General features: G+C 67.5%; 19 protein-coding genes. 7 read left to right on the forward strand and 12 right to left on the reverse strand.

The features are described from left to right. The first annotated feature begins 52 nt into the window (after positions 1 to 52). Positions 53 to 475, forward strand: coding sequence for a helix-turn-helix domain-containing protein (locus tag AC06G6_RS19510; RefSeq protein ID WP_479824893.1), 423 nt, complete (start codon positions 53 to 55; stop codon positions 473 to 475). 74 nt (positions 476 to 549) lie between these two features. Continuing rightward, positions 550 to 852 (forward strand): hypothetical protein, encoded by a 303-nt coding sequence (locus tag AC06G6_RS19515; protein WP_479824895.1) that lies wholly within the window; start codon positions 550 to 552, stop codon positions 850 to 852. Positions 853 to 864: 12 nt separating this feature from the next. Here the strand turns inward: AC06G6_RS19515 and AC06G6_RS19520 are convergent, their stop codons facing one another. After that, positions 865 to 2,085 (reverse strand): PucR family transcriptional regulator, encoded by a 1,221-nt coding sequence (locus AC06G6_RS19520; protein ID WP_479824897.1) that lies wholly within the window; start codon positions 2,083 to 2,085, stop codon positions 865 to 867. A gap of 257 nt (positions 2,086 to 2,342) precedes the next feature. Between AC06G6_RS19520 and ald the strand changes: the two genes are divergently transcribed. Then, positions 2,343 to 3,461 (forward strand): alanine dehydrogenase, encoded by a 1,119-nt coding sequence (ald, locus tag AC06G6_RS19525; RefSeq protein WP_479824899.1) that lies wholly within the window; start codon positions 2,343 to 2,345, stop codon positions 3,459 to 3,461. Between the two features lie 111 nt (positions 3,462 to 3,572). On the opposite strand, the gene AC06G6_RS19530 is transcribed toward ald, so the two are convergent. The 6 genes from AC06G6_RS19530 to AC06G6_RS19555 form a co-directional block, all read right to left on the reverse strand. Beyond that, positions 3,573 to 4,628 (reverse strand): Gfo/Idh/MocA family protein, encoded by a 1,056-nt coding sequence (locus AC06G6_RS19530; protein ID WP_479824901.1) that lies wholly within the window; start codon positions 4,626 to 4,628, stop codon positions 3,573 to 3,575. A gap of 131 nt (positions 4,629 to 4,759) precedes the next feature. Next, positions 4,760 to 6,472, reverse strand: a complete 1,713-nt coding sequence (locus AC06G6_RS19535) for an ABC transporter family substrate-binding protein (RefSeq protein WP_479824903.1) — start codon at positions 6,470 to 6,472, stop codon at positions 4,760 to 4,762. Positions 6,473 to 6,524: 52 nt separating this feature from the next. Then, positions 6,525 to 8,789, reverse strand: a complete 2,265-nt coding sequence (locus tag AC06G6_RS19540) for an ABC transporter ATP-binding protein (RefSeq protein ID WP_479824905.1) — start codon at positions 8,787 to 8,789, stop codon at positions 6,525 to 6,527. Beyond that, complete coding sequence (locus AC06G6_RS19545; RefSeq protein WP_479824907.1) at positions 8,786 to 9,796, reverse strand: ABC transporter permease; 1,011 nt, start codon at positions 9,794 to 9,796, stop codon at positions 8,786 to 8,788. The genes AC06G6_RS19540 and AC06G6_RS19545 overlap by 4 nt, the downstream gene beginning before the upstream one ends. Positions 9,797 to 9,798: 2 nt before the next feature. Then, positions 9,799 to 10,785: an ABC transporter permease gene (locus AC06G6_RS19550; RefSeq protein WP_463900351.1), complete on the reverse strand. Its 987-nt coding sequence runs from the start codon at positions 10,783 to 10,785 to the stop codon at positions 9,799 to 9,801. Between the two features lie 361 nt (positions 10,786 to 11,146). Then, on the reverse strand, positions 11,147 to 11,743 hold the full coding sequence (locus tag AC06G6_RS19555) for a TetR/AcrR family transcriptional regulator (RefSeq protein ID WP_307456806.1): 597 nt from the start codon (positions 11,741 to 11,743) through the stop codon (positions 11,147 to 11,149). Between the two features lie 122 nt (positions 11,744 to 11,865). On the opposite strand from AC06G6_RS19555, the gene AC06G6_RS19560 reads away from it, so the two are divergent. The 3 genes from AC06G6_RS19560 to AC06G6_RS19570 all read left to right on the forward strand — a co-directional run bounded on the left by AC06G6_RS19560 (position 11,866) and on the right by AC06G6_RS19570 (position 14,336). Next, the gene (locus AC06G6_RS19560; RefSeq protein ID WP_479824910.1) at positions 11,866 to 12,429 is read left to right on the forward strand and encodes an NAD(P)H-dependent oxidoreductase; all 564 of its coding nucleotides are present in this window, start codon (positions 11,866 to 11,868) and stop codon (positions 12,427 to 12,429) included. Positions 12,430 to 12,559: 130 nt separating this feature from the next. After that, a complete protein-coding gene (locus AC06G6_RS19565; protein ID WP_479824912.1) occupies positions 12,560 to 13,852 on the forward strand; it encodes an aminotransferase-like domain-containing protein in 1,293 nt (430 codons plus the stop codon). A gap of 52 nt (positions 13,853 to 13,904) precedes the next feature. Further along, positions 13,905 to 14,336, forward strand: coding sequence for a universal stress protein (locus AC06G6_RS19570; RefSeq protein WP_479824914.1), 432 nt, complete (start codon positions 13,905 to 13,907; stop codon positions 14,334 to 14,336). A 136-nt stretch (positions 14,337 to 14,472) separates the two neighbouring features. On the opposite strand, the gene AC06G6_RS19575 is transcribed toward AC06G6_RS19570, so the two are convergent. Beyond that, the gene (locus AC06G6_RS19575; protein ID WP_479824916.1) at positions 14,473 to 14,814 is read right to left on the reverse strand and encodes a YegP family protein; all 342 of its coding nucleotides are present in this window, start codon (positions 14,812 to 14,814) and stop codon (positions 14,473 to 14,475) included. 165 nt (positions 14,815 to 14,979) lie between these two features. Further along, positions 14,980 to 16,578, reverse strand: a complete 1,599-nt coding sequence (locus AC06G6_RS19580; RefSeq protein WP_479824918.1) for an AMP-binding protein — start codon at positions 16,576 to 16,578, stop codon at positions 14,980 to 14,982. 217 nt (positions 16,579 to 16,795) lie between these two features. Here AC06G6_RS19580 and AC06G6_RS19585 point away from each other — a divergent pair, with 217 nt between their 5' ends. Then, positions 16,796 to 17,134, forward strand: coding sequence for a hypothetical protein (locus AC06G6_RS19585; RefSeq protein ID WP_479824920.1), 339 nt, complete (start codon positions 16,796 to 16,798; stop codon positions 17,132 to 17,134). Between the two features lie 164 nt (positions 17,135 to 17,298). On the opposite strand, the gene AC06G6_RS19590 is transcribed toward AC06G6_RS19585, so the two are convergent. From AC06G6_RS19590 to pdhA, 3 genes are read right to left on the reverse strand one after another with little or no spacing between them, the layout of a single operon-like run. Continuing rightward, positions 17,299 to 18,792, reverse strand: a complete 1,494-nt coding sequence (locus AC06G6_RS19590) for a dihydrolipoamide acetyltransferase family protein (protein WP_479824922.1) — start codon at positions 18,790 to 18,792, stop codon at positions 17,299 to 17,301. 39 nt (positions 18,793 to 18,831) lie between these two features. After that, a complete protein-coding gene (locus AC06G6_RS19595; protein ID WP_479824924.1) occupies positions 18,832 to 19,812 on the reverse strand; it encodes an alpha-ketoacid dehydrogenase subunit beta in 981 nt (326 codons plus the stop codon). After that, positions 19,812 to 21,086 carry a pyruvate dehydrogenase (acetyl-transferring) E1 component subunit alpha gene (gene pdhA / locus AC06G6_RS19600; RefSeq protein WP_479824926.1) on the reverse strand — a complete coding sequence of 425 codons (1,275 nt, stop codon included), beginning with the start codon at positions 21,084 to 21,086 and terminating at the stop codon, positions 19,812 to 19,814. Before pdhA ends, AC06G6_RS19595 begins: the two co-directional genes overlap by 1 nt. Positions 21,087 to 21,110: the final 24 nt, after the last annotated feature.

Consider the following 21,110-nt stretch of genomic DNA (forward strand, 5'->3'; position numbering starts at 1 on the left):
GCAGCAGGCAGAGGTGGTGTGGGCCCGATCCCGGGGCGCTAGGATGCACTCCATGACACTGATTGCTCCCCGGGTGACGGCCGCCCTACCGGCTGAGGACGCGCAGAAACTCCGCTACGCCCTCAACGGCAGCGACGACATCACGGTGTTCGTCGACGGCACCGTCCACCGGCTGCCGCCCCAGGCGCGGGACGCCGTCGTGGACCTGCTGGCGCGCTTCAGCCGGGGCGAGGCGGTGACGGTCAGCAGCGTCGAGGAAATGCTGACCACGTCCCGGGCGGCCGAGCTGGCCGGGATCTCGCACACCTACCTGCGGAACATGACGGACCGAGGCGAAATCCCGGTGGAATACCGGGGCACGCACCGGCGGATCCGGCTCGCCGACGTCATGGCCTGGCTGGAAAAGCAGAAGAAGAACAGTACCGCGGACGGTGCTCCGGGCCACGGGGATGACGGTGCCGCGGATGCTTCGTGACGGCGTGATAAGGATCAAACAACGATCCCGGCCCTGCGCGGAAACGCGGAGAAGGCCGGGGTTACGCTTGGATTGTGGGTAAGTTCAGAGGGTGGCACATCGTGGCTGGCATTGCCGCCATGGTGCTCACGGGCATCCTCGGAAACTCCATGGGGCTGAACAATACGGCTGCCTTTATGTCCAGCTGTGTTGCGTTTGTGGCCGTCTCCATGTGGATGGACAGCCGGATCTCTCTCCGCAGGAGAGAAAAAGCGCGGGAAAGCGCGCGAGAAGGAGCGCGGGAGGCCGACGGCGCCGCGGAGGCCGGCGATGCCGGCTCCGCAACGGACCGGCAACTGGAGTCCGAGCAGCCCAAACGCGAGGGCCGCGGCAGCTAGGCCGCCGGCCCCCTAAATCCTGGGTCGCGCCGCCCAGCGACGCGCCTTCAGCGCCGCGTGGAGTTCCAGCCGCACCATCCCCTTGAGCGGGTCGACGCCGAGCAGCTGGCGGATCCGGCCCAGCCGGTTGTAGATGCTGCTCCGGTGCAGGTGCAGCTTGTCCGCGACTTCTTGGACTGATCCGTCATTGTCGTAGAAGAGCTCCAGCACCGGCAGCAGCTCATGGTTCCGGTCGTGGTCCTCCAGGACGCGGAAGTAGACCGAGCCCGCGTCCGCCCACGCCCCCGCCCCGCCGCCGGCCGAGGCCAGCAGCTGGTAGATCCCGGTGGCGCGGCAGTCCACGAGTTCTCCCAGCTGGGGATCCACCGCAGCAGCCTGCGCGGCCTGCCGGGACTGCCGGTACGCGTCGGCAAGTTCCCGCGGCCGCGCGAAACCCTCGGAGGTTCCCAGGATGATCCGGTGCACCGGCCGGCCGGACCGCTTGGCCAGCTCCAGCTGATAGTGGACCAGCACCTGGGCGTGGTTCGCGCGGCCGGTCGATTCCCTGAACAGGACGACGGCGTGGGTCTCCGTGCCGGCGCTGAACAGTGTGGCGTCCACGCCGATGGTGGCCTGCAGCGCGGCAGCGCGGTGGATCAGCGTGGAAGCGATCGGGTCCGCGGCTTCCGCCCAGCCGTCCGCATCCAGTACCGTCACCAGCTGCCAGGGTCCGCGCCCCTGGACTTCCTTCCAGCCGGCCACGGCCGCGACGGCGTTGGCCTCGCCCCGGCAGGCGGCCAGGAATTCCTGTTCGCGGCGGCGGCGGAACTCGGATTCGGCCGTATTGGACTCCAGCAGCAGGGCCGAGAGCTGCTCCAGCTCGCGGGCCACCTCCGGCAGCTGGGCGAGGACCGTCGTCGCGTTCGGCTCATCGGCGTCGAGCTGGACCCAGAGGTATCCCACCCGGAAGCCCCGCACCAGGAGGGGAACGCAGACCCGGCCCAGCATCCCCAGCTCCTCGTTGGCCGGCACGACCACCGGGCGGACCGCGGTCGCGATCCCGTGCGAGAGCTGCCAGGCGCTGACGTCCACCGGGACGCGCTTGCTGAGCAGGAAGTTCACCCGGACCCGGTCGGCGTGGGACTGGTTGGAGCTGTACGCGAGCAGCTGGCCGTCGAGATCCTCAAGTGAGAGCCCGCGGCCCAGTTGCAGTGCGACCTGCTCCACGAGCTGTTCGACGTCCTGCTGCTGCATGCTGCAACACTACTGCCGATGCCGCCTCCTCTGGAAACGCCGCGGCGGACCCCGCCCCAACGGACAGCAGGCGACACCTGACGCTTGCCGGGTCGACAAATGTCCAGTCCCGTGTTTGGAAAACGCCGGATTTCCGCGGGACCCGGCCGCGGCTGCGAGGCGGCGCCTGTCGCCTGCCTCACAGCCGGATTTATTCTGGAAGTACGACTTCCCCCGAATAACCGGGCCCACGAGGCCCCCAGCATTGGAGCCCACAAATGATTATCGGTGTCCCCAAAGAGATCAAGAACAATGAATTCCGCGTCGCCATCACGGCCGCCGGCGTGCACGAGTTCCGCACCCACGGCCACTCGGTCCTCGTGGAGCGCGGCGCGGGCCTGGGTTCGGGCATCACGGACGAGGAATACGCCATCGCCGGAGCCGAAATCGTCGTCGAAGCCGACGACGTCTGGGCCCGCGCCGACATGGTCATGAAGGTCAAGGAGCCGGTCAAGGCCGAATACCACCGCTTCCGCAAGGGCCTGATCCTCTTCACCTACCTGCACCTGGCCGCCGAGCCGGAACTGACCCAGCAGCTCATCAACTCCGGCGTCACCGCCATCGCCTACGAGACCGTCCAGGAGGGCCGCACCCTGCCGCTGCTCGCCCCGATGTCCGAGGTTGCCGGCCGTCTCTCCGTCCAGGTCGGCGCCACGTCGCTGATGGCTCCGGCCGGCGGCAAGGGTGTGCTGCTCGGCGGCGTCCCGGGTGTCCGCCCGGCCAAGGTTGTTGTCCTCGGCGCCGGTGTTGCCGGCACCAACGCCGCCGCCATGGCCCTCGGCCTCGGCGCCGACGTCACTATCCTGGACATCAACATCAACCGCCTGCGCGAACTGGATGCCCAGTACCAGGGCCGCCTGAAGACCGTCGCGTCCAACGCGTACGAGATCGAGAAGTCGGTCGTGGACGCAGACCTGGTGATCGGCTCCGTGCTGATCCCGGGCGCCAAGGCCCCGAAACTGGTCACCAACGAGCTCGTTGCCCGGATGAAGCCCGGCTCGGTGCTGGTGGACATCGCGGTGGACCAGGGCGGCTGCTTCGAGGACACGCACCCCACCACGCACCAGGAACCGACGTACAAGGTCCACAACACGATCTTCTATTGCGTGGCCAACATGCCGGGCGCCGTGCCGAACACCTCCACCTACGCGCTGACCAACGTCACGCTGCGCTACGCCGTCGCCCTGGCCAACCTGGGCGTCAAGGCCGCGTTTGAACGCGACGCCGCCCTCGCCGCCGGCCTCAACATCGCCGGTGGCAAGGTGGCGCACCGCTCGGTCTCCGAGGCGCACAACCTGCCCCTCGTCGCCGACTGGCACGAACTGGTTTCCGCTTAACCGGTCCGTCCCGCGTAGCACCCGCCAGAAACCGCATCGGCTGCTCCGTAGACGCCCTTTGGAACCCCCAAAACGGCGTTTACGGAGCAGCCGATTGCTGTTTAACCCTGTTTAGCCCAGGGCCCGGGCCTGCTCGATCAGCCGCAGCACTTCCACCGGACCTGCCGGATCGACCGGGACCGGCAGCGCCGAGGCCGCCCCGCCGTCGCGGATCTTCGCGGCCAGGAGCCGGTAGAACTCCGGGTAGGCGCCGCGCTCGGTGGGCAGCCGGTCCAGGTGGCCGTCCCGGCCGAGCAGCCCGGCCCAGTCCCGGTCCTCGATCCCATAGTCCGGGTCCAGCGGACTGCCGCCGGCCACGATGAAGGGCTCCTGCGGGTCCACCCCGTTTTTGGTGAAACCGCCCGCGCTGCCCAGCAGCCGGAACCGCGGCCCCTGCTGGGCGCAGAGCATGTTCATCCACAGATGGCTCGTCACGCCGGATTCGTGGCGCAGGGCCAGGAACACGTCGTCGTCGGTCATCTCGCCGGGCCGCCGTGCGGCGAGCTCCGCGTGCGTGACCGTGGCGGGGCCGAACAGCTGCACCGCCTGGTCCAGCAGGTGGGTGCCGAGGTCGAAAAGCACCCCGCCGCCGTCGTCCGCCGTCGCGGCCGCCTTCCAGGCCTTGGCGACCTCCGGGGACCAGCGTTCGAAGCGGGATTCGAACCGCGTCACGGTGCCGAGGACGCCGCTCTCCAGCAGGCCCTGGACGGTCAGGTAGTCGCCGTCCCAGCGCCGGTTCTGGAAGACCGTGAGCACACGTCCCAGCCGCGCCGCGAGCCGGATGAGCTCCTCGCCCTCGGCGCTGCGCACGGCGAACGGCTTGTCGACGACGACGTCGAGTCCGGCTTCCAGCGCGGCTTTCGCGAGCGGGTAGTGCGTGGCCGGCGGGGTTCCCAGGACCAGCAGGTCCAGTTCGCCGGCGAGGTCAAGGACGTCCGCCGGGGTATTGACCAGGCGGGCTCCGGGATACCGGGCGGCGGCGGCGGCCTGCCTGCCGGCGTCGGAGGTGGAGATCACCTCGACGGAGAATGCGGGGTCGGCGTGGAGCAGCGGGGCGTGGAAGACGCTGCCGGAGAGGCCGAAGCCGGCGACGGCCGTGCGGATGGGCCGGGTGGGGTCGGTTGTCATGGTCCCACGCTACCCCGCAGGCCCATCCGACGCTCCCTCAGATTTCGCAACAATGAGGGCGGCGCCCCCTCGAAACGTGAGGGAGCGCCGCCCGAAAAGCTGCTAAACGTGAGGGAGGGTCGGAAGGGGTGTTACTTCTTTTCCCAGCCGATGGTGGTCCAGTCCGGAACCTGGGACAGGCTCTTGAACAGGGACGGGCCGTAGTTGGCCAGACCGGTGCGCACGAAGGAGATCTGCGGACCGTTCATCACAACACCCATGGAGAAGTACTTCTCCATGTGCTTCTTTTCAACTTCCATGGCTGCCTTGTTCCGCTCATCGTTGTCGGCGATGGTGGAGAGCTTCTTGATCTCGGCGTCCAGTTCGGCGTCGCCCAGTTCGTTCTCGTTCGTCTTGGAATCGTAGAACTGCTTGACGGCGTCGGTCGCGTCGGCGCCCACGGTGTAGCCGGAGACGCTCATGAAGAAGTCGCGGCTGCCCAGGACCTTGCCGAAATCGGCGGAAGCGCGCTGGTCGATGCCAACATCCATGCCGCCGGCCTTGAGCTGGCTCTGCAGGGTCTGGGCGAAGGCCAGGGTGGTGGGATCGTCACCGAAGTTGCTGATCTTGAAGGCGGCGGGGACGCCGTCCTTTTCCATGATGCCGGCGGCGTTGGCCGTGTAGCCGGCGTCGGTCAGGACCTTCTTGGCGGCCTCGGCGCCGGTTTCCTTGACCGGGTAGTTGTCCTGGTAGTGCTTGGAGAACGGCAGCAGCATCATCGATCCGGAGCTGGTTTCTTCCCAGTTCAGGCCGTTGAAGCGGACCTTGCGCAGTGCTTCGCGGTCGACGGCGGTGAAGATCGCCTCGCGGATGGCGACGTCGGTCATCGGCGCCTTCTGGGCGTTGAGGTTCAGGCCGCCGGCGAAGAGGCGCTGGCCGCGGCGGATCTCGGAGTCCTTGGTGCCGTCGAGCTGCTTGTACGGGGTGATGGTGTTGGCGGACACGCCGTCGATCTCACCGTTCTTGAACGCGGCGATGGCGGCGCTGCTCTCCAGCTGGCGGAAGATGACCTTTTCCAGGACCGGCTTGGTGCCCCACCACTTGTCGTTCTGGGCGAGGGTGACCGTCTTGGCGGCGCTGTCGTACTGGTCGAGCTTGAACGGCCCGGCCATCCATTCCGGGTGCATGTCGCCGGTGAAGCCTTCGTTGAAGATCGCCGGGGTGTTCACGGCCGGGTGGATCAGGCCGGTGAACAGGGAGTCCAGCGGGTAGACCGGCTGGGTGGTGGTGACAATAACTTCCTTGTCACTGGACCCGGCCGTGACGGATTCAACGAACTCGTACGCGCCGGAGCTGACGATGTCAATGTCCTTGTTTTCACCCTTAAGCATGTTCCAGGTGTTTTCGAAGGCCTTGACGTCGATCGGGGTGCCGTCGTTGTAGCTGGCCTTCTCATTCACCTTGATGGTGATGGTCTGCTTGCCGTCCTTGACCTCGCTCTGGACGTCCTCGCAGAAGTCCTTGTTCGGCGTGGCGGTGCCGTCGAAGTCGAAGTTCCAGCAGCCCCAGGTGCCGGCCTGGTCGATCGGGCGGTGCAGGGCGGTGTTGTCCGCGCTGTTGCCGTTGTTGGAGAACCCGTTGAAGTCTGGACCGATGTTGCCCAGCGGCAGGGTGACGGTGCCGCCCGGCTGCAGGTCCTTGGCGTCCTTCGCGTTGATGCTGACCAGCTTGGCCAGGTCACTTCCCGCGTCCTGGCCCTTGGCGGTCTCGGGACCCTGTGCAGCGCCGCCGCCGCCGCCACAAGCGGTCAGCGCAAGCGCTGCAACGACGGCGGTAACGCCGCCGATCTTGGTCAGATTCTTCATGTGTTCCCCTTCATTCCTTTTGGTGCGTGTTGTGATGCGTGTGACTGGTAGGTCAGGTGGTTTCGTGGACAACAAGCATGTCCGCGTCCAGTTCGCCGTCGGGATAGAAACAGGCGAATTGCTGGTCTGAGGGGGCCGCGGGGGCGGCCGGGTGGCCGGAGGCTCCGGCGCCGACGGCGGCTAGGGAGTCCGTGACTGCCAGCAGCCCGGGCTCCAGGGTCAGGCATTTCTCCTGCTTTGCCGGCGGCAGTGCCGCGAAGACCGGGCAGCGCGTGGCGAAGTTGCAGCCCGTCGGAGCTTCCAGCGGCGAGGGCAGATCGCCCTGCAGGATGATGCGTTCGCGGGTGCGTTCCAGGACCGGGTCGGGGACCGGAATCGCCGACAGCAGGGCCCGGGTGTAGGGGTGTCGCGGATTGTCGAAGACGCTGTCGACGTCGCCGATCTCCACGATCTTGCCCAGGTACATGACGGCCACCCGGTTGGAGATGTGCCGGACCACGGACAGGTCGTGGGCCACCATCAGGTAGCTCAGCCCGAGTTCGGCGCGGAGCTGGTCCAGCAGGTTGATGACGCCGGCCTGGACGGACACGTCCAGGGCGGACACCGGCTCGTCCAGGACGACGAGTTTGGGGTTCACGGCCAGGGCGCGGGCGATGCCGATGCGCTGGCGCTGGCCGCCGGAGAACTGGTTGGGGAAGCGGTTGACGTGGTCCGGCTGGAGGCCGACGAGCTCCATCAGCTCCATGATCCGCTTCCGGATCTGGGGCTTGGGCATGCCCGCGTTTTCGAGCGGCTCGGACAGCACCTCAAAGACGGTGAAGCGCGGGTCAAGGGCTCCGGTGGGGTCCTGGAAGACCATCTGGAGTTCCTTGCGCATGGCGCTCTTGGTCCTGGCGTCGGAGGCTTCCTGGTTGCTGAGGCCGCCGATGACCACCTCGCCGTCCTGGTCCTTGTGGAACTCCATGATTTCCAGCAGGGTGGTGGTTTTGCCGCAGCCGGACTCGCCGACGATCGAGAAGCACTCGCCCTCGCGGATGTCGAAGCTCAGCCCGTCGACCGCCTTGACGGTGCCGATCCGGCGTTTGAGCAGGGCACCCTTCATCAGCGGGAAGTGCTTCCGGACGTCCCGGAGCTCCAGCACGGTCCGGCGTTCGGCGCGCGGGATCGCGTCAAAGCGTGACACCGGAACCGCCGGGGCCTTGAAGACCTCGCGGACGTCGACTTCCAGGCCGAGGGAGTCGGTCTTGATGCAGGCGGCCCGGTGCTGCAGGCCGCTGTCCGGGCTGGTTCCGGTGACGGGCCACAGCTCCGGCTCGCCCTGCAGGCAGGCGTTGCTGACCAGCGGGCAGCGCGGCGCGAAGGAACAGCCCGTCGGCGGGTGGATGAGGTTCGGCGGGATGCCCTCGATCGGCACCAGCGAGGACTTCTCGGCCACGTCAACGCGCGGGACCGCGCCGAGCAGGCCCATCGTGTAGGGCATCCGGGGGTTGTAGTAGATGTCGTCGACGCTGCCGGTCTCCACCGGTTTGCCGGCGTACATCACCATGATGTCGTCCGCCATGCCGGCGACGACGCCCAGGTCGTGCGTGATCATCACGACGGCGGCGCCGGTTTCCTCCTGCGCGGTGTGCAGCACCTCCAGGACCTGCGCCTGGATGGTGACGTCGAGCGCCGTCGTGGGCTCGTCGGCGATCAGCACGCGCGGGTTGTTCGCGATCGCGATGGCGATCATGACACGCTGGCGCATGCCGCCGGAGAACTCGTGCGGGAAGGCCTTCAGCCGGTCCTTCGGGCTGGGGATGCCCACCATGCCGAGGAGCTCGACGGCGCGCGCCTCCTTGGCCTGCTTGCTCATGCCGGGGTTGTGGACCGTGAGCGCCTCGATGATCTGGTTGCCGACCGTGTAGACCGGGGTGAGGGAGGACAGCGGATCCTGGAAGACCATGGCGATGTCGTTGCCGCGGTACCGGCACATGGCCTTGTCGCTGAGGCCCAGCAGTTCCTGGCCCTGGAGCCGGACCGATCCGGTGACTCGGGCGGTGTCCGGCAGCAGGCCCAGGATGGCCATGGAGGTGACGGACTTTCCGGAACCCGACTCGCCGACGATGCCCAGCGTCTTGCCGGCGCGGAGGTCGAAGTCGATGCCGCGGACGGCGTGGACCTCCCCGTTTTCCGTGTTGAAGCGGACGTTCAGGTCCCGGACGGAGAGCACCGCATCCGCGGCGGCATCACCTGGCGCGTGCAGCCCGGCGACGTGGAGGCGCTCGACAGCGGAGAGGTCGGGGGATTCGGTGCTGGCGGTCATTTCGTGGCTCATGAGGCCTTCTTCTGTGCGGACTTCTGTGCCTTGCCGGACGTACGCTTCCCGGGGCCGTTCTTTTTGGCGCGGCCAACGGAGCTGGAGCTGGGATCGAACGCGTCACGCAGGCCGTCGTTCATCATGGCCAGCGACCCGGTCAGGAGGAACATGACGGTCAGCGGTACCCAGAACATCCACGGGAAGGTGGAGACCTGGGAGGTGGCCTGGCCGATCAGCACGCCCAGGCTCACGTCGGGGACCTTGATGCCGATCCCGATAAAGGAGAACGCCACCTCGGCCAGGATCGCGCCGGTGATGCCGCGGGTGACGTCCAGGACCAGCAGCGAGCCGATGTTCGGAACGAGGTGCCGCCAGACGATGCGCCGCGGCGGAATCCCCATGTACTGCGCCGCCTTGACGAAGTCGCGCGACATGAGGGACATCGAGAGCGAGCGGATGAGCCGGGCCGTGCCCATCCAGCTGAAGACCAGCAGCACGATGATCAGCAGGAGCCAGCTGGGCAGGGACTGCTGCAGGCCGTTGCCGCCGCCGCTGGTGGCCACGGCGACGACCAGCAGGGCCGGCATCATGATCAGGGCTTCGAGGACGAACAGCATGACCTTGTCCACCTTCCCGCCGAAGTAGGCCATGGTGCAGCCGTACACGGCGGCGATCAGGACCGAGACCAGGCCAACGACGAGGCCGATCAGGATCGAGATCCGGGTGCCCTCCACGGTCAGGGCGTAGAGGTCGATCCCGGCCTGGGAGGTACCCAGCAGGTGCTCGGCCGACGGCGGCATGCCGATGTTGAACGGGTCGATCGTCTCCTTGTCCCAGCTGGTGAAGAAGCCGCCGACAAAGGAGAACAGGGTCAGGGCCAGGAAGATGACCAGGCCGACGACGGCTGTCTTGTTGCGCAGGAAGCGGCGGAGGATGATCGAGGACTTCGCGATGACGACGTCGCTGTTCTCGATTTTCGCTTCGCCGGCGACGGCGGCCGGGTCGATGGTGTTGAGGTTTGTCATGGTTACTGCACCCGCACTCTCGGGTCGACCAGCGTGGTGGCGAAGTCCGCGAGGATCGCGCCGATCGCGAAGATCACGGAGCCGTAGGCGAGCGTCGCCGTCGCGGCGTTGACGTCCTGCAGGGCGATCGCGTCGATGCTCCAGGAGCCGACGCCGTGCCAGGCGAAGATCTTCTCGGCGAAGAAGCCGCCGGCAAAAATGGCCGGGATGGTGAAGGCGATGCTTTGCGCGACGGGGATGAAGGACACCCGCAGTGCGTGGCGGCTGATGGCCTGGTTCCGGGTCAGTCCCTTGGCCCGAGCCGTCCGGACAAAGTCGGCGTTGACGTTGTCCAGGAGGTACTGGCGCTGGGCTATCTGGTAGGTGCCCCACCCCACGATCGTGATCGCGAAGGTCGGCACCGCGTAGTGCGCCAGCATGTCCACGAACTGCACCCAGCCGCCTCCCTCCAGCCCTGGCGTGGAGATGCCGGTGACAAAGAAGATGCGTTCCCCGACCGTCTCGTTGATGTTGATGGCACCGAGCTGCACCAGGAAGTACGCGATCGGCGCGGGCACGATGTAGACGAGGTAGCTGTAGGAGGTGATGACCCGGTCCGAGGCCTTGTACTGCCGCGCTGCCGTGTACACACCCAGGGCGACCCCGATGATCAGGGTCAGGATGATGGAGGCCAGGAACAGCCGGGTCGAGATCCAGACGCGGTCGCCGAATTCGGCGTTGATGAACGCGCCGTTGGGGCTGCGCCCCCAGTCCCAGCGGGTGACGATCGCCGTGAGCCACTCAACGTAGCGCTCCCACGCGCTGAGCTCCGGGTCGAGGCCCTTGAGCCGGAACGAGTTGGCCACCTGCTCGGGGGTGGGGCGCGGGATCCGCTCCTGCTCCAGCAGCGCCGGCTGCAGGGTGTTCACGGCCAGGAAGTACCCGGCGGTGGTCGTCAGGAAGATCATGAAGACATACGTGACGGCACGTTTGGCGAGGTATCGGAGCATGGGCGGCTAGTTCTGGATCGCCGTTGTGTGTGCGGTCGCTGCCGCTGCCGGAACGGTGTTTTCTGCCTCGGCGTGCGCAGGATGCCTGACAAGATTCACAACTTGATCCTTCCGTAGTCCCCATCCGGCAGGGGGTCACCGCTGCCGATCCGGGATCTTGGCCAGCGGGTATCTGGCCGCCCCGCATGCCTTTCGGCAAGTCCTGGTGGACTATGTTGCGGGTCACATTCCAGAGGAAACTATCACATGCACCCTGCCGCCGAACGCGCCCGAACCCGGCATTCCGCGAGTCAGGTATCAGATCGTTATGAATAATTCCGGGGAATTGATTTGATCAGCCCCGGCCGGAATCCGGGTCGGTCTAGGCCCCGCGCACGACGCGCGAGACGAGCTCGCGCCAGGACGCGGCGAGGCGCTCCGGGGCAATCTGGTGCACGCGGACGGCGTGCAGGATCCGCTCCGGTTCCAGGACGGCACTCAGTGAGGTGGCCATCAGCCAGGGGTCGGCCGTCAGGCCCGCTTCGCGCAGCAGCATCTCCAGATGACGGTGCCAGAGCACGGCCGCCGGCACGTCGAACCGGTTGTAGGCGGACACGTCCGCGGCCCTGGCCAGCTCGCCGAATTCCAGCACCCAGGCGATTCGCTCCTCGCCAAAGGCGATGAGCCGCTCTAGGGGCGGGGCGCCGGGACCGAGCGGCGGCGGGCCGAACATGAACCGCCCCTGGAACCCGGCCTCCGCGTCGCTCAGCAGCGTCATCATCAGCCCGGCCCGGCTGCCGAACCGCCGGAACACCGTCCCTTTGCCCACGCCGGCCCGCTGCGCCAGGGTGCCCATGGTCAGGCCGTCCGCCCCGCATTCCTCGATGAGCTCGCGGGCAGCGCGGAGCAGCAGTTCGCGGTTGCGGGCCGCATCGCGGCGTTCAGGCTCCAGGCCCGGGCGGATTGGGATGAGGCTCACAACGCACATTCTAGCCCCGGGGAATAGAAGCGGACCGCAGTCCGTTTTGATCTGTGAAGGCCGGCAAAGCCTCCATCATCAGCCTGCCGCAGCATCACGCGGCGCGACACCTAGGAGTTCACATGTCCAAGAACACCGTTCTCACCCTGGTCGGCAGCCTGCGCGCCGATTCCACCAACCAGAAGTTGGCTGAAGCCATCCAACTGAACGCCCCGGAGCAGGTGGAGGTCCTGATCCACGACAGCCTCGGCAACATCCCGTTCTACAACGAGGACATCGACGTCGAGGGCCAGGTTCCCGCCGCCGCAGCCGCCCTGCGTGCCGCCGCGAACGACGCCGACACCCTGCTCCTGGTTACCCCGGAGCATAACGGCACCGTGCCCGCCTCGCTCAAGAACGCCATTGACTGGCTGTCCCGCCCCTTCGGCGCCGGCGCCCTCAGCGGCAAGCCGACCGCCGTCGTCGGCACCGCCTTCGGCCAGTTCGGCGGCGTGTGGGCCCAGGATGAGGCCCGCAAGGCCGTCGGCATCGCCGGGGCCCGCGTGCTCGGGGACGTCAAGCTGGCCGTCCCGGGCTCCATGGTCCGCTTCGCCGAGGTCCACCCGAAGGACGACGCCGAGGTTGTTGAGCAGATCAAGGCGGTCTTCGAGGCGCTGGAAGTGTCCCGCACGGCCTCCGCAGCCTAAGTTCCCCGTTCCACTTCAGACACCCCCGGCCGCCCTCCTGCGGCCGGGGGTGTTCGGCGCCGGCGAACCATCGCAGCAGAGGGAAAACAAACGTTTCCCCTGTGACAACAAGGGTTGTATTCTGGGAGATGTGACCCACGAAACACTTGATGCCGCCGTTGAAGTACTCCCGGCCGAGGCAATTGACGCAATCGAACGTGCGGCTACGTCCGCCCACCGCCACGAGGACCTGTTCTCGGAGCGCGCAGCAAATATCAGGCAATCGGCAGTCCGCGATGTCTTCGACATCTCGATGCGCCCGGGCCTCGTCTCGCTGGCGGGCGGCAGCCCGTACCTCCAGTCCCTGCCGCTTGAACGGCTGGGCCAGACCGCCGCGAAAATCATTGCCGATCAAGGAATGACCGCGCTGCAGTACGGCAGCGGCCAAGGCACCGAGGAACTCCGGACCCAGGTCTGCGAAGTGATGGCTGCGGAGGGAATCCTGGACGCCAAGCCCGAGAACGTCGTCATCACGGCGGGATCGCAGTCCGCCCAGGACGTGGCGACCAAGGTCTTCTGCAATCCCGGCGACGTGGTGCTCGTCGAGGACCCCACCTACGTCGGTGCCCTCAACACCTTTGAGGCGTACCAGGTCCAGGTTGCCACCGTGCCGATGGACGACGACGGCATCATCCCGGACCTCCTCGAGGCCAAGATCGCCGCCCTGCAGACCGCGGGCAAGAACATCAAGTTCCTCTACACGATCCCGAGCTTCAACAACCCCTCCGGGATCACCCTGTCCGCGGAGCGGCGGCAGGAGGTCGTGGACAGATGCCGCAATGCGAATATTCTGGTGCTGGAGGACAACCCCTACGGCCTGCTCCGCTTCGACGGCAAACCGCTCACCCCGCTGCGGGCCGCCAATCCGGACGACGTGATCTACATGGGGTCCTTTTCGAAGATCTTCGCACCCGGGCTGCGGATCGGCTGGGCCCTCGTTCCGGCGCACCTCCAGCGCCGCTATTACCTGGCCTCGGAGGCTGTCACGTTGTGCCCGCCGACCCTCAACCAGATGCTCGTCTCCGCCTACCTCCGCGACTACGACTGGCGCGGCCAGATCGAGACGTACCGGGGTCTGTACAAGGAGCGCTGCGACGCGATGCTGGCCGCCCTCGACGAGTACATGCCCCCGGGCCTGAGCTGGACCCGCCCGGAGGGTGGTTTTTTCGTCTGGGTCACGCTTCCCGAGGGCGTGGACACCTATCCCCTGCTGAAGAAGGCGATCGACGCGGGCGTGGTGTTCATTCCCGGCGCGGCCTTTACGCATTCCGACGACCCGTCCAACAAGATCCGGCTGGCCTTCAGCGCCGTCCCGCCGGAGTCCATCCGCGAAGGGGTGCGCCGGCTGGCGCCGGTCCTGCGGGAAGCCATCGCGGCCCTGTAGCCTGAATCATCGGTGCACGGCCGAAGACTTTTGTTGACCCAAGGAGCACTTCATGACCGGAATTATTGTTGTCGGCGTCGACGGCAGCGAGACTGCCCTGAAGGCCGCGCACACCGCCCGTGACCTGGCGACTTCGCTCGGGGCCACACTTCATGTGGTCAGCGCGTTCGACAGCGACCGGACCGAGGTCTTCGGCAGCGGCAGCGACAAGTGGATTGTCTCCGACGCCGGGGAGGCCGAAAAGGTTGCCCGCGGCGTCGCCGACAGCCTTCGCACGCCCGGGGTTCAGGTGACCTACGCCGCCGCCCGCGGCAAGCCGGCCGAGGCCCTGATCGACGAGGCGGCCCGTTCCGGTGCCCAGCTGATTGTCGTCGGCAACCGTCGGATGAAGGGTCTGGGCCGCGTGCTCGGGAGCGTTGCCAACTCCGTGGCCCACAACGCTCCCTGCGACGTCTACATCGCCAAGACGGACGTGCCCGAATAGTCGGGTGCCCGCCTGGGCGCGCACCGCGACCGCTGGGCGGGAGTTCGCTGGCCCTGTCGGCGGCATCCGGTCACCCCCAATGGTGATCGGCAGCCGCCGGTCCGCGAATTCCGTGTCGGCGGTCGCGGCGGTCGCGTTAGCGAAGCGGCGGGGTAAGGGGTTCCGGGGCGGAGGAACGCGCCGTCTCGTCCGAGATGTGGGCCGCGGCAGCGCATTCGCGCACGGCCTCGACACCGTGCACCGCAGCGGCGATGTCGGGGTAGGCCCGGGAAAGGGCCAGCACGGCCCCGTTCCCGTCGAGCATGCGGATGAGGAACCCGCCCCCGTCGACACGGACGATTTCAAATTTGCCGGGCGCTGAGGGCCGGCGGATGTCAGCGACCTTATGGGGGACGGACCGGGCCGGCGCATGCGGCACAATTCGAATCGCGTGTGCGCGTTGGGCGGCGGAAGGCAGGACGGGGGGAATCTTTTGCACGGTAGCTCCACGATGGGGTTCCAATGGCCGCGTCCTGACCTACTCCCGACTATACGCGCTGGGGCGGGCGCCCGGGATTAGCTGCGTCACATTCGCCGGCCGGCGGACCGATTTGGCGTCCGCCGGCCACCGTTTCCCCGTGTCGGGGCCCGCCGGCGATGCGGCTTATCCGGTAGCTGCGCCTGCCGTCTTGAGCATCCGGCGCAGGATCTTGCCGGAGGACGACTTTGGCACCGCATCAATGAACTCGACCCGGCGGATCTTCTTGAACGGCGCCACCCTGGCCGCCACATAGTCCATCACCGCGGCCTCGTCGAGGCCCTCGCTGTCGTTCCCGGGCTGGCGCACGACAAACGCCATCGGCACCTCCTGGCCGTCGGCGTCGGACGTTCCGATCACCGCGGCGTCGGCGATGCCGGGGTGGGTGAGGAGCAGCGCTTCAAGCTCCGCCGGGGCGATCTGGTAGCCCTTGTACTTGATGAGTTCCTTGAGCCGGTCCACGATCGTGACCACACCGTCTGCGCGGACGGTGGCGATGTCCCCCGTGTGCAGGAAACCGTCGGCGTCGAGGGTGTCCGCCGTTTCCTCGGGCCGGTTGAGGTAGCCGAGCATCACGTTCGGTCCGCGGCACAGCAGGTGTCCGGGCGCGCTGGTCCCCTCGGCCGGAATTTCGATTTCCTCCCCGGTGGCCGGATCCAGCAGCATGCAGTCCATATTGGGGACCGTGTAGCCGACCGAACTGACGGGCAGCTCCGTGGCGTCCACCGGGATCAGGTGGGACACGGGGCTCATCTCGGTCATGCCGTAGCCCTGCAGCACCCGGCAGCCGAGGCGCTCCGCCAGCCTGCCGCCCAGTTCGCCGTCGAGCGGGGCCGCGCCGGACAGGGTCGTGTGGACGGAGCTGAGGTCATAGTCGGCAACCATCGGATGCTTGGACAGGGCCACGGCCACGGGCGGTGCGATGAACAGATAGCTGCACTTCTGGTCCTGGATGATCCGCAGGAATTCGGCCAGCTCAAATTTCGGCATCGTGACCAGGCAGGCACGCTGGCGGAGGGCAAGGTTCAGCAGCACGGTCAGCCCGTAGATGTGGAAGAACGGCAGCAGGGCCAGCAGTCGGTCTTCCGGAGTGACCTTGAGCAGCCCGCGGGACTGCTCCGCATTGGCCACGAGGTTCCGGTGGCTGAGCATGACCCCCTTGGGCCGGCCGGTCGTCCCGGACGAGTACGGCAGCACGGCCACGTGCGTGGCCGGATCGAAGCTGATGTCCGGCGCCGGGGCGCCTGCGGTCAGCAAGTCCCGCAGCGAGGGATGTCCGGCGGCGCCGTCGAGGACGACGAGCCGGTCGGCCGGGATTCCGGCCTCGGTGGCGGCTTCCCTGGCCGCGGGGAGCAGGGCGGAGACGGTAAACAGCCACTGCGCGCCGGCGTCGGCGAGCTGGAGGGCGATCTCGTCTGCCGTGTAGAGGGAGTTGATCGTCGTGACCGTCGCGCCGGCCCGCAGCAGTCCGTGGAAGACCACGGTGAACGCCGGGACGTTGGGGCACAGCATCGCCGCTACGCCGTGGATGCCCAGTCCCTGGGCCGCAACGGCCCCGGCCACGGCATCGATCTGCCCCACGAGGGTCCGGTAGCTGGTCTCGGCGCCGCTCGTGCCGTCGACGACGGCGATCCGATCCAGGTCCGCGTCCTCCAGGCCGCCAAAGAGGTACTCGTACAGGCTGACGTCGGGAATATCCACATCGGGGAACGGGCTCGAAAACACGCAACATCTCCTTTGATCCGCGTCCGCCCCGCTGGCGGCGGCTGGTGCCACTCTAGTGCCGTTAGGCCCGGCTGGACAGGAGCGCGCCGACGCGCGCCACAACGCCCCGTGGGCAGGCTCACGCGGATTCCGTCCCGCCGCAGCCCTGTACCGGCGGTAAAATTGGAAGTGCCCCCACCGGCGTGGACATGCGATTGTTTAGTTCTAGGGGATGAAAATGCCTACTCTTCAGCGGCGCCAGCTCGTTGGCCACGACATTCTCCTGGCGCGGCACGGCAACCACATCACCACCATGCGTGTCGACCGCCAAGCGGACCGGGTGATCGCGTTCCTGGACGACGGCTCCACGGACAGTGCCCCCAACAGAATCTCTCCCGGCCTGCGGATGCCCGGGACGGCGCGGAGCCTGCTCCGGGACGACTGGAAGTCATTTGCCGTGGTGGCCGCGTGTACGACCGGCTTTGCCGGCGTGATGTTCGCCGCGGCGGTCGCCCTGGCCGGGATCAGCGGTGATCCGGCCATGGCCGAACTGCTGTCGAATTACCCGGGCAGCTAGGTCCGCCCCGGGCCTCGCGACGTTCCTGCCCAGTTACTGACCGCGGGCACGCGCATTAACCCCGTGCGCTGCGGAACTACGCGGGCGCCAGATGCGCAGGGCCGAAGTAACTGGGCAGGAACGTCGTGTCCACCGGGCAGCCTTCCGCAGCGCGGGTCGGCGGCTCAGTCCAGCAGCAGGGCGGGTTCTTCCAGGATCGACGCGACGTCGGCCATGAACCGTGCCGAGAGGTCGCCGTCCACCACGCGGTGGTCGAAAGAGCCGCCGAGGGTGGTGATCCAGCGCGGAATCACCTCGCCGTCAAGGACCCAGGGCTTCTGCTTGATGGTGCCGAAGGCCACGATCGCCACCTCGCCGGGATTGATGATCGGCGTGCCCGTATCGATGCCGAGGGCGCCGATGTTGGTGACCGTCAGGGTGCCGCCCTGCATCTGCGCCGGCTGGGTTTTGCCGGCCCGCGCAGTCGTGGCGAGCTCGTTCAGGGCCAGGGCTAGCTCCTTGAGGGACAGATCCTGGGCGTTTTTGATGTTCGGGACCATCAGGCCACGGGGCGTGGCCGCGGCGATTCCGAGGTTCATAAAGTGCTTGACATGGATCTCGGCGGAGTCGCTGCCGTCCGGGGCGTCCACCCAGGTCGCGTTGACGCTCGGGTTGCGGGCCGCGGCCCAGATGACGGCCTTGGCGAGGATGAGCAGGGGCGAGACCCGGATGCCCTCGAAGTCGCGGGAGGCCTTGAGGCGCTTGACGAACTCCATGGTCCGGCTGGCGTCGACGTCGACGAAGATGCTGACGTGCGGTGCCGCGAAGGCGGACTCAACCATGGCCCGCGCCGTGGCCTTGCGGACGCCCTTGACCGGGATCCGTTCGATCCGCTGTTCCTGCGGGCGGCCGGTCTTGCCCCAGAAGGTGTCCGCCTTGTCGACCTCGGCGTCGCGCTGCGCCTGGTAGCTCACCAGGTCCTCGCGGGTCACTTCGCCGCGGGCGCCGGTGGGGACGACGTCAGCCAGGTCGATGCCCAGGTCGCGGGCGATTTTGCGCACGGGAGGCTTGGCCAGGACCCGACTGACCAGGCCGCTGATGGCACCGCCGAGGGTGGGCCGGACGTCGATGCTGTCCGCTGGGGCCGGGCGCTCCGCGTGGGAAACGGCCTCCGGGCTGATCCAGATGTCGTGGGCCTCCACAGGCTCGGCGAGCGGGACCGGCCCGGCGACGGAGCCCGACGCGGCCGCCGGCTGCGCGGCCGGCGCCGCCACCCGCCGGCGGCGCTTGACGGCGTCCGCCTTGGGACCGGAACCCACCAGCGGACCGCCGGCCGGACCCCCGGCCGATTCGCCGGCGTCGGAGGTGTCCGCATCCAGCTTTCCGTACAGCGGAGCGTCGGGTGCCGGCCGGGAGGCCGGAGCCGGGGCGGAGGGTGCCGCGTCGCTCACGCTGATGATCGGTGTCCCGACGTCAACGGTCAGGCCCTCGGGGACGAGCAGCTCGGTGACGGTGCCGGCGAAGGGCGAGGGCAGCTCGACCAGGGATTTTGCGGTCTCGATTTCGCACAGGACATCGTTGATGGCCACCGTGTCGCCGGGCTTGACCTTCCAGGCGACGATCTCGGCTTCGGTCAGCCCTTCGCCCACATCGGGGAGGTTGAACTTGTGGAGTGTCATGTTGTCCTTGTTGGGAGAAGGCGCCTCAGCGGGAAGCGGTCAGTAGGAAAGGGCGCGGTCCAGTGCCTCAAGGATGCGGTCGATGTCCGGGAGGTAGTCCTCCTCCACCTTGGCCACCGGGTAGGGCATGTGGAATCCGCCAACGCGGATGACGGGTGCCTCGAGTGAGTGGAAGGCACGCTCGCTGACCCGGGCTGCTATTTCGCCGCCGATTCCGCCAAACGTCGGGGCCTCGTGGGCCACGATCAGCCGGCCCGTCTTCCTGACGGAGTCCGTGACGGTGTCGAAGTCGATCGGCGAGATGGAACGCAGGTCGATCACTTCGACGCTGCGGCCGTCCTCGGCGGCAGCGTTGGCAGCTGCCAGGGCGACCGGGACCAGGGGTCCGTAGACCACGACGGTGGCGTCCGTTCCCTCACGCAGCACATGTGCCTTGAACGGGTCCGCGGACGTTCCGGGGGATTCCGTGTCGACCGCTCCCTTGAGCCAGTAGCGTCGCTTCGGTTCGAAGACGATGACGGGGTCCTGGCAGTCGACGGCCTGCTGGATCATCCAGTAGGCGTCGTGCGGGTTGGACGGGGTAATGATCCGCAGGCCGGCCGTGTGGGCGAACAGCGCCTCCGGGGATTCCGAATGGTGCTCGATCGAGCCGATGCCGCCGCCGTAGGGGATCCGGATGACAACCGGAACGGTCAGGTTGCCGTTGCTGCGGGAGTGCATTTTTGCCAGCTGGGTGGTGATCTGGTTGAAGCCCGGGAACACGAAGCCGTCGAACTGAATTTCGCAGACGGGCAGGTAGCCGCGCAGGGACAGGCCGATCGCGGTGCCGATGATGCCGGATTCCGCCAGCGGTGTATCCACCACGCGGTCGGCGCCGAACTCCGCGATCAGGCCGTCAGTGACGCGGTACACGCCGCCCAGGGGTCCGATGTCCTCGCCCATGAGCAGGGCGCGGGGGTTGTTGTTCAGCGTCGCGCGGAGGCCTTCATTGATGGCCTTGGCAATGGTCATGGTCGTCATCAGTTGGCCGCACCTTCCGCCCGGGCTGCCTCACGGGGCTTTGACTCGTCGGTGGTCGCTTCGTCGGCGAATCCCGCGCTGTACTCCTCGAACCAGGCCAGCTCCTCGGCCACCAGCGGGTGCGCCTCCACATAGGCATTGGCGAAGGCCGTCCGGATGTCCGGAGTTTCGAGATCGTAGGTGGTCTTGCGGACGTAGGCGGCGAGTTCGTCGCCGTCGGCCCTGACCTGCTCGAAGAAGGCGTCGTCGGCCATTCCCTTGGCGCGGAGGTACTTCTCCAGGCGCTCCAGCGGATCCTTGGCCCGCCACCGGCTCTCCTCGGCGGATTCCCGGTATTTGGTGGGATCATCGGCCGTGGTGTGGGCACCGACGCGGTAGGTGAACGCCTCGATCAGCACCGGGCCCCCGCCCTCGCGGGCACGTTCCAGCGCCCACTCGGTGACGGCATGGACGGCGATCACGTCATTGCCGTCCACCCGGATGCCCGGGAAGCCGTAGCCCTTGGCCCGGTTGGCGAGCGGGATGCGGGTCTGCACGGAGCTGGGAACGGAGATCGCCCAGTGGTTGTTCTGGCAGAAGAACACGACGGGGGCCTTGTAGGAAGCCGCGAAGACCATGGACTCATGGACGTCGCCTTCGGAGCTGGCGCCGTCGCCGAAGTAGACCATGACGGCAGCCTTGGGCTCCGGGGCCTGGCCGGCCGTTCCGTCCGCGAGTGCGGCCGACGCCGCGAACTTCTGGTCGCGCTGGATCCCCATCGCGTAGCCGACCGCATGCGGGGTCTGCGCCGCGAGGACCAGGGTGTAGAGGTGGAAGTTGGTGTCCTTGGGGTTCCAGCCACCGTTGGAGACGCCGCGGAACTGTCGCAGCAGTTCGGCCAGGTCCACGTTGCGGGTCAGGGCGACGCCGTGTTCGCGGTAGGTGGGAAAGATGTAGTCCTGCGGCTGGCTGGCCCGGCCGGATCCTATCTGGGCGGCCTCCTGACCGGTGAGCGGAACCCAGAGGGCCAGCTGGCCCTGCCGCTGCAGCGCGGTGGCCTCGACGTCGAAGCGGCGGATTTTCGCCATGTCGGCATAGAATCCGCGCAGTTTCTCCGGGTCAAGCCGCTCGGCGTAGTCCGAAAACACGGGATCGGAACCGAGCGTGCCATCGGGACCGAGGAGCTGCACCATCGGCTCGGCCGGATCACCCAGGCGGGCTTCGGCCTCGGCCTCAAGCCGGTCCTCTACATCGGTTCCATCGAACTCGGTAGCGGGCAGATGTGTGGCGCCCATACCGTCTCCTTGCTTGCCGCATCC

The organism is Arthrobacter sp. CJL-S3 (assembly GCF_056711635.1).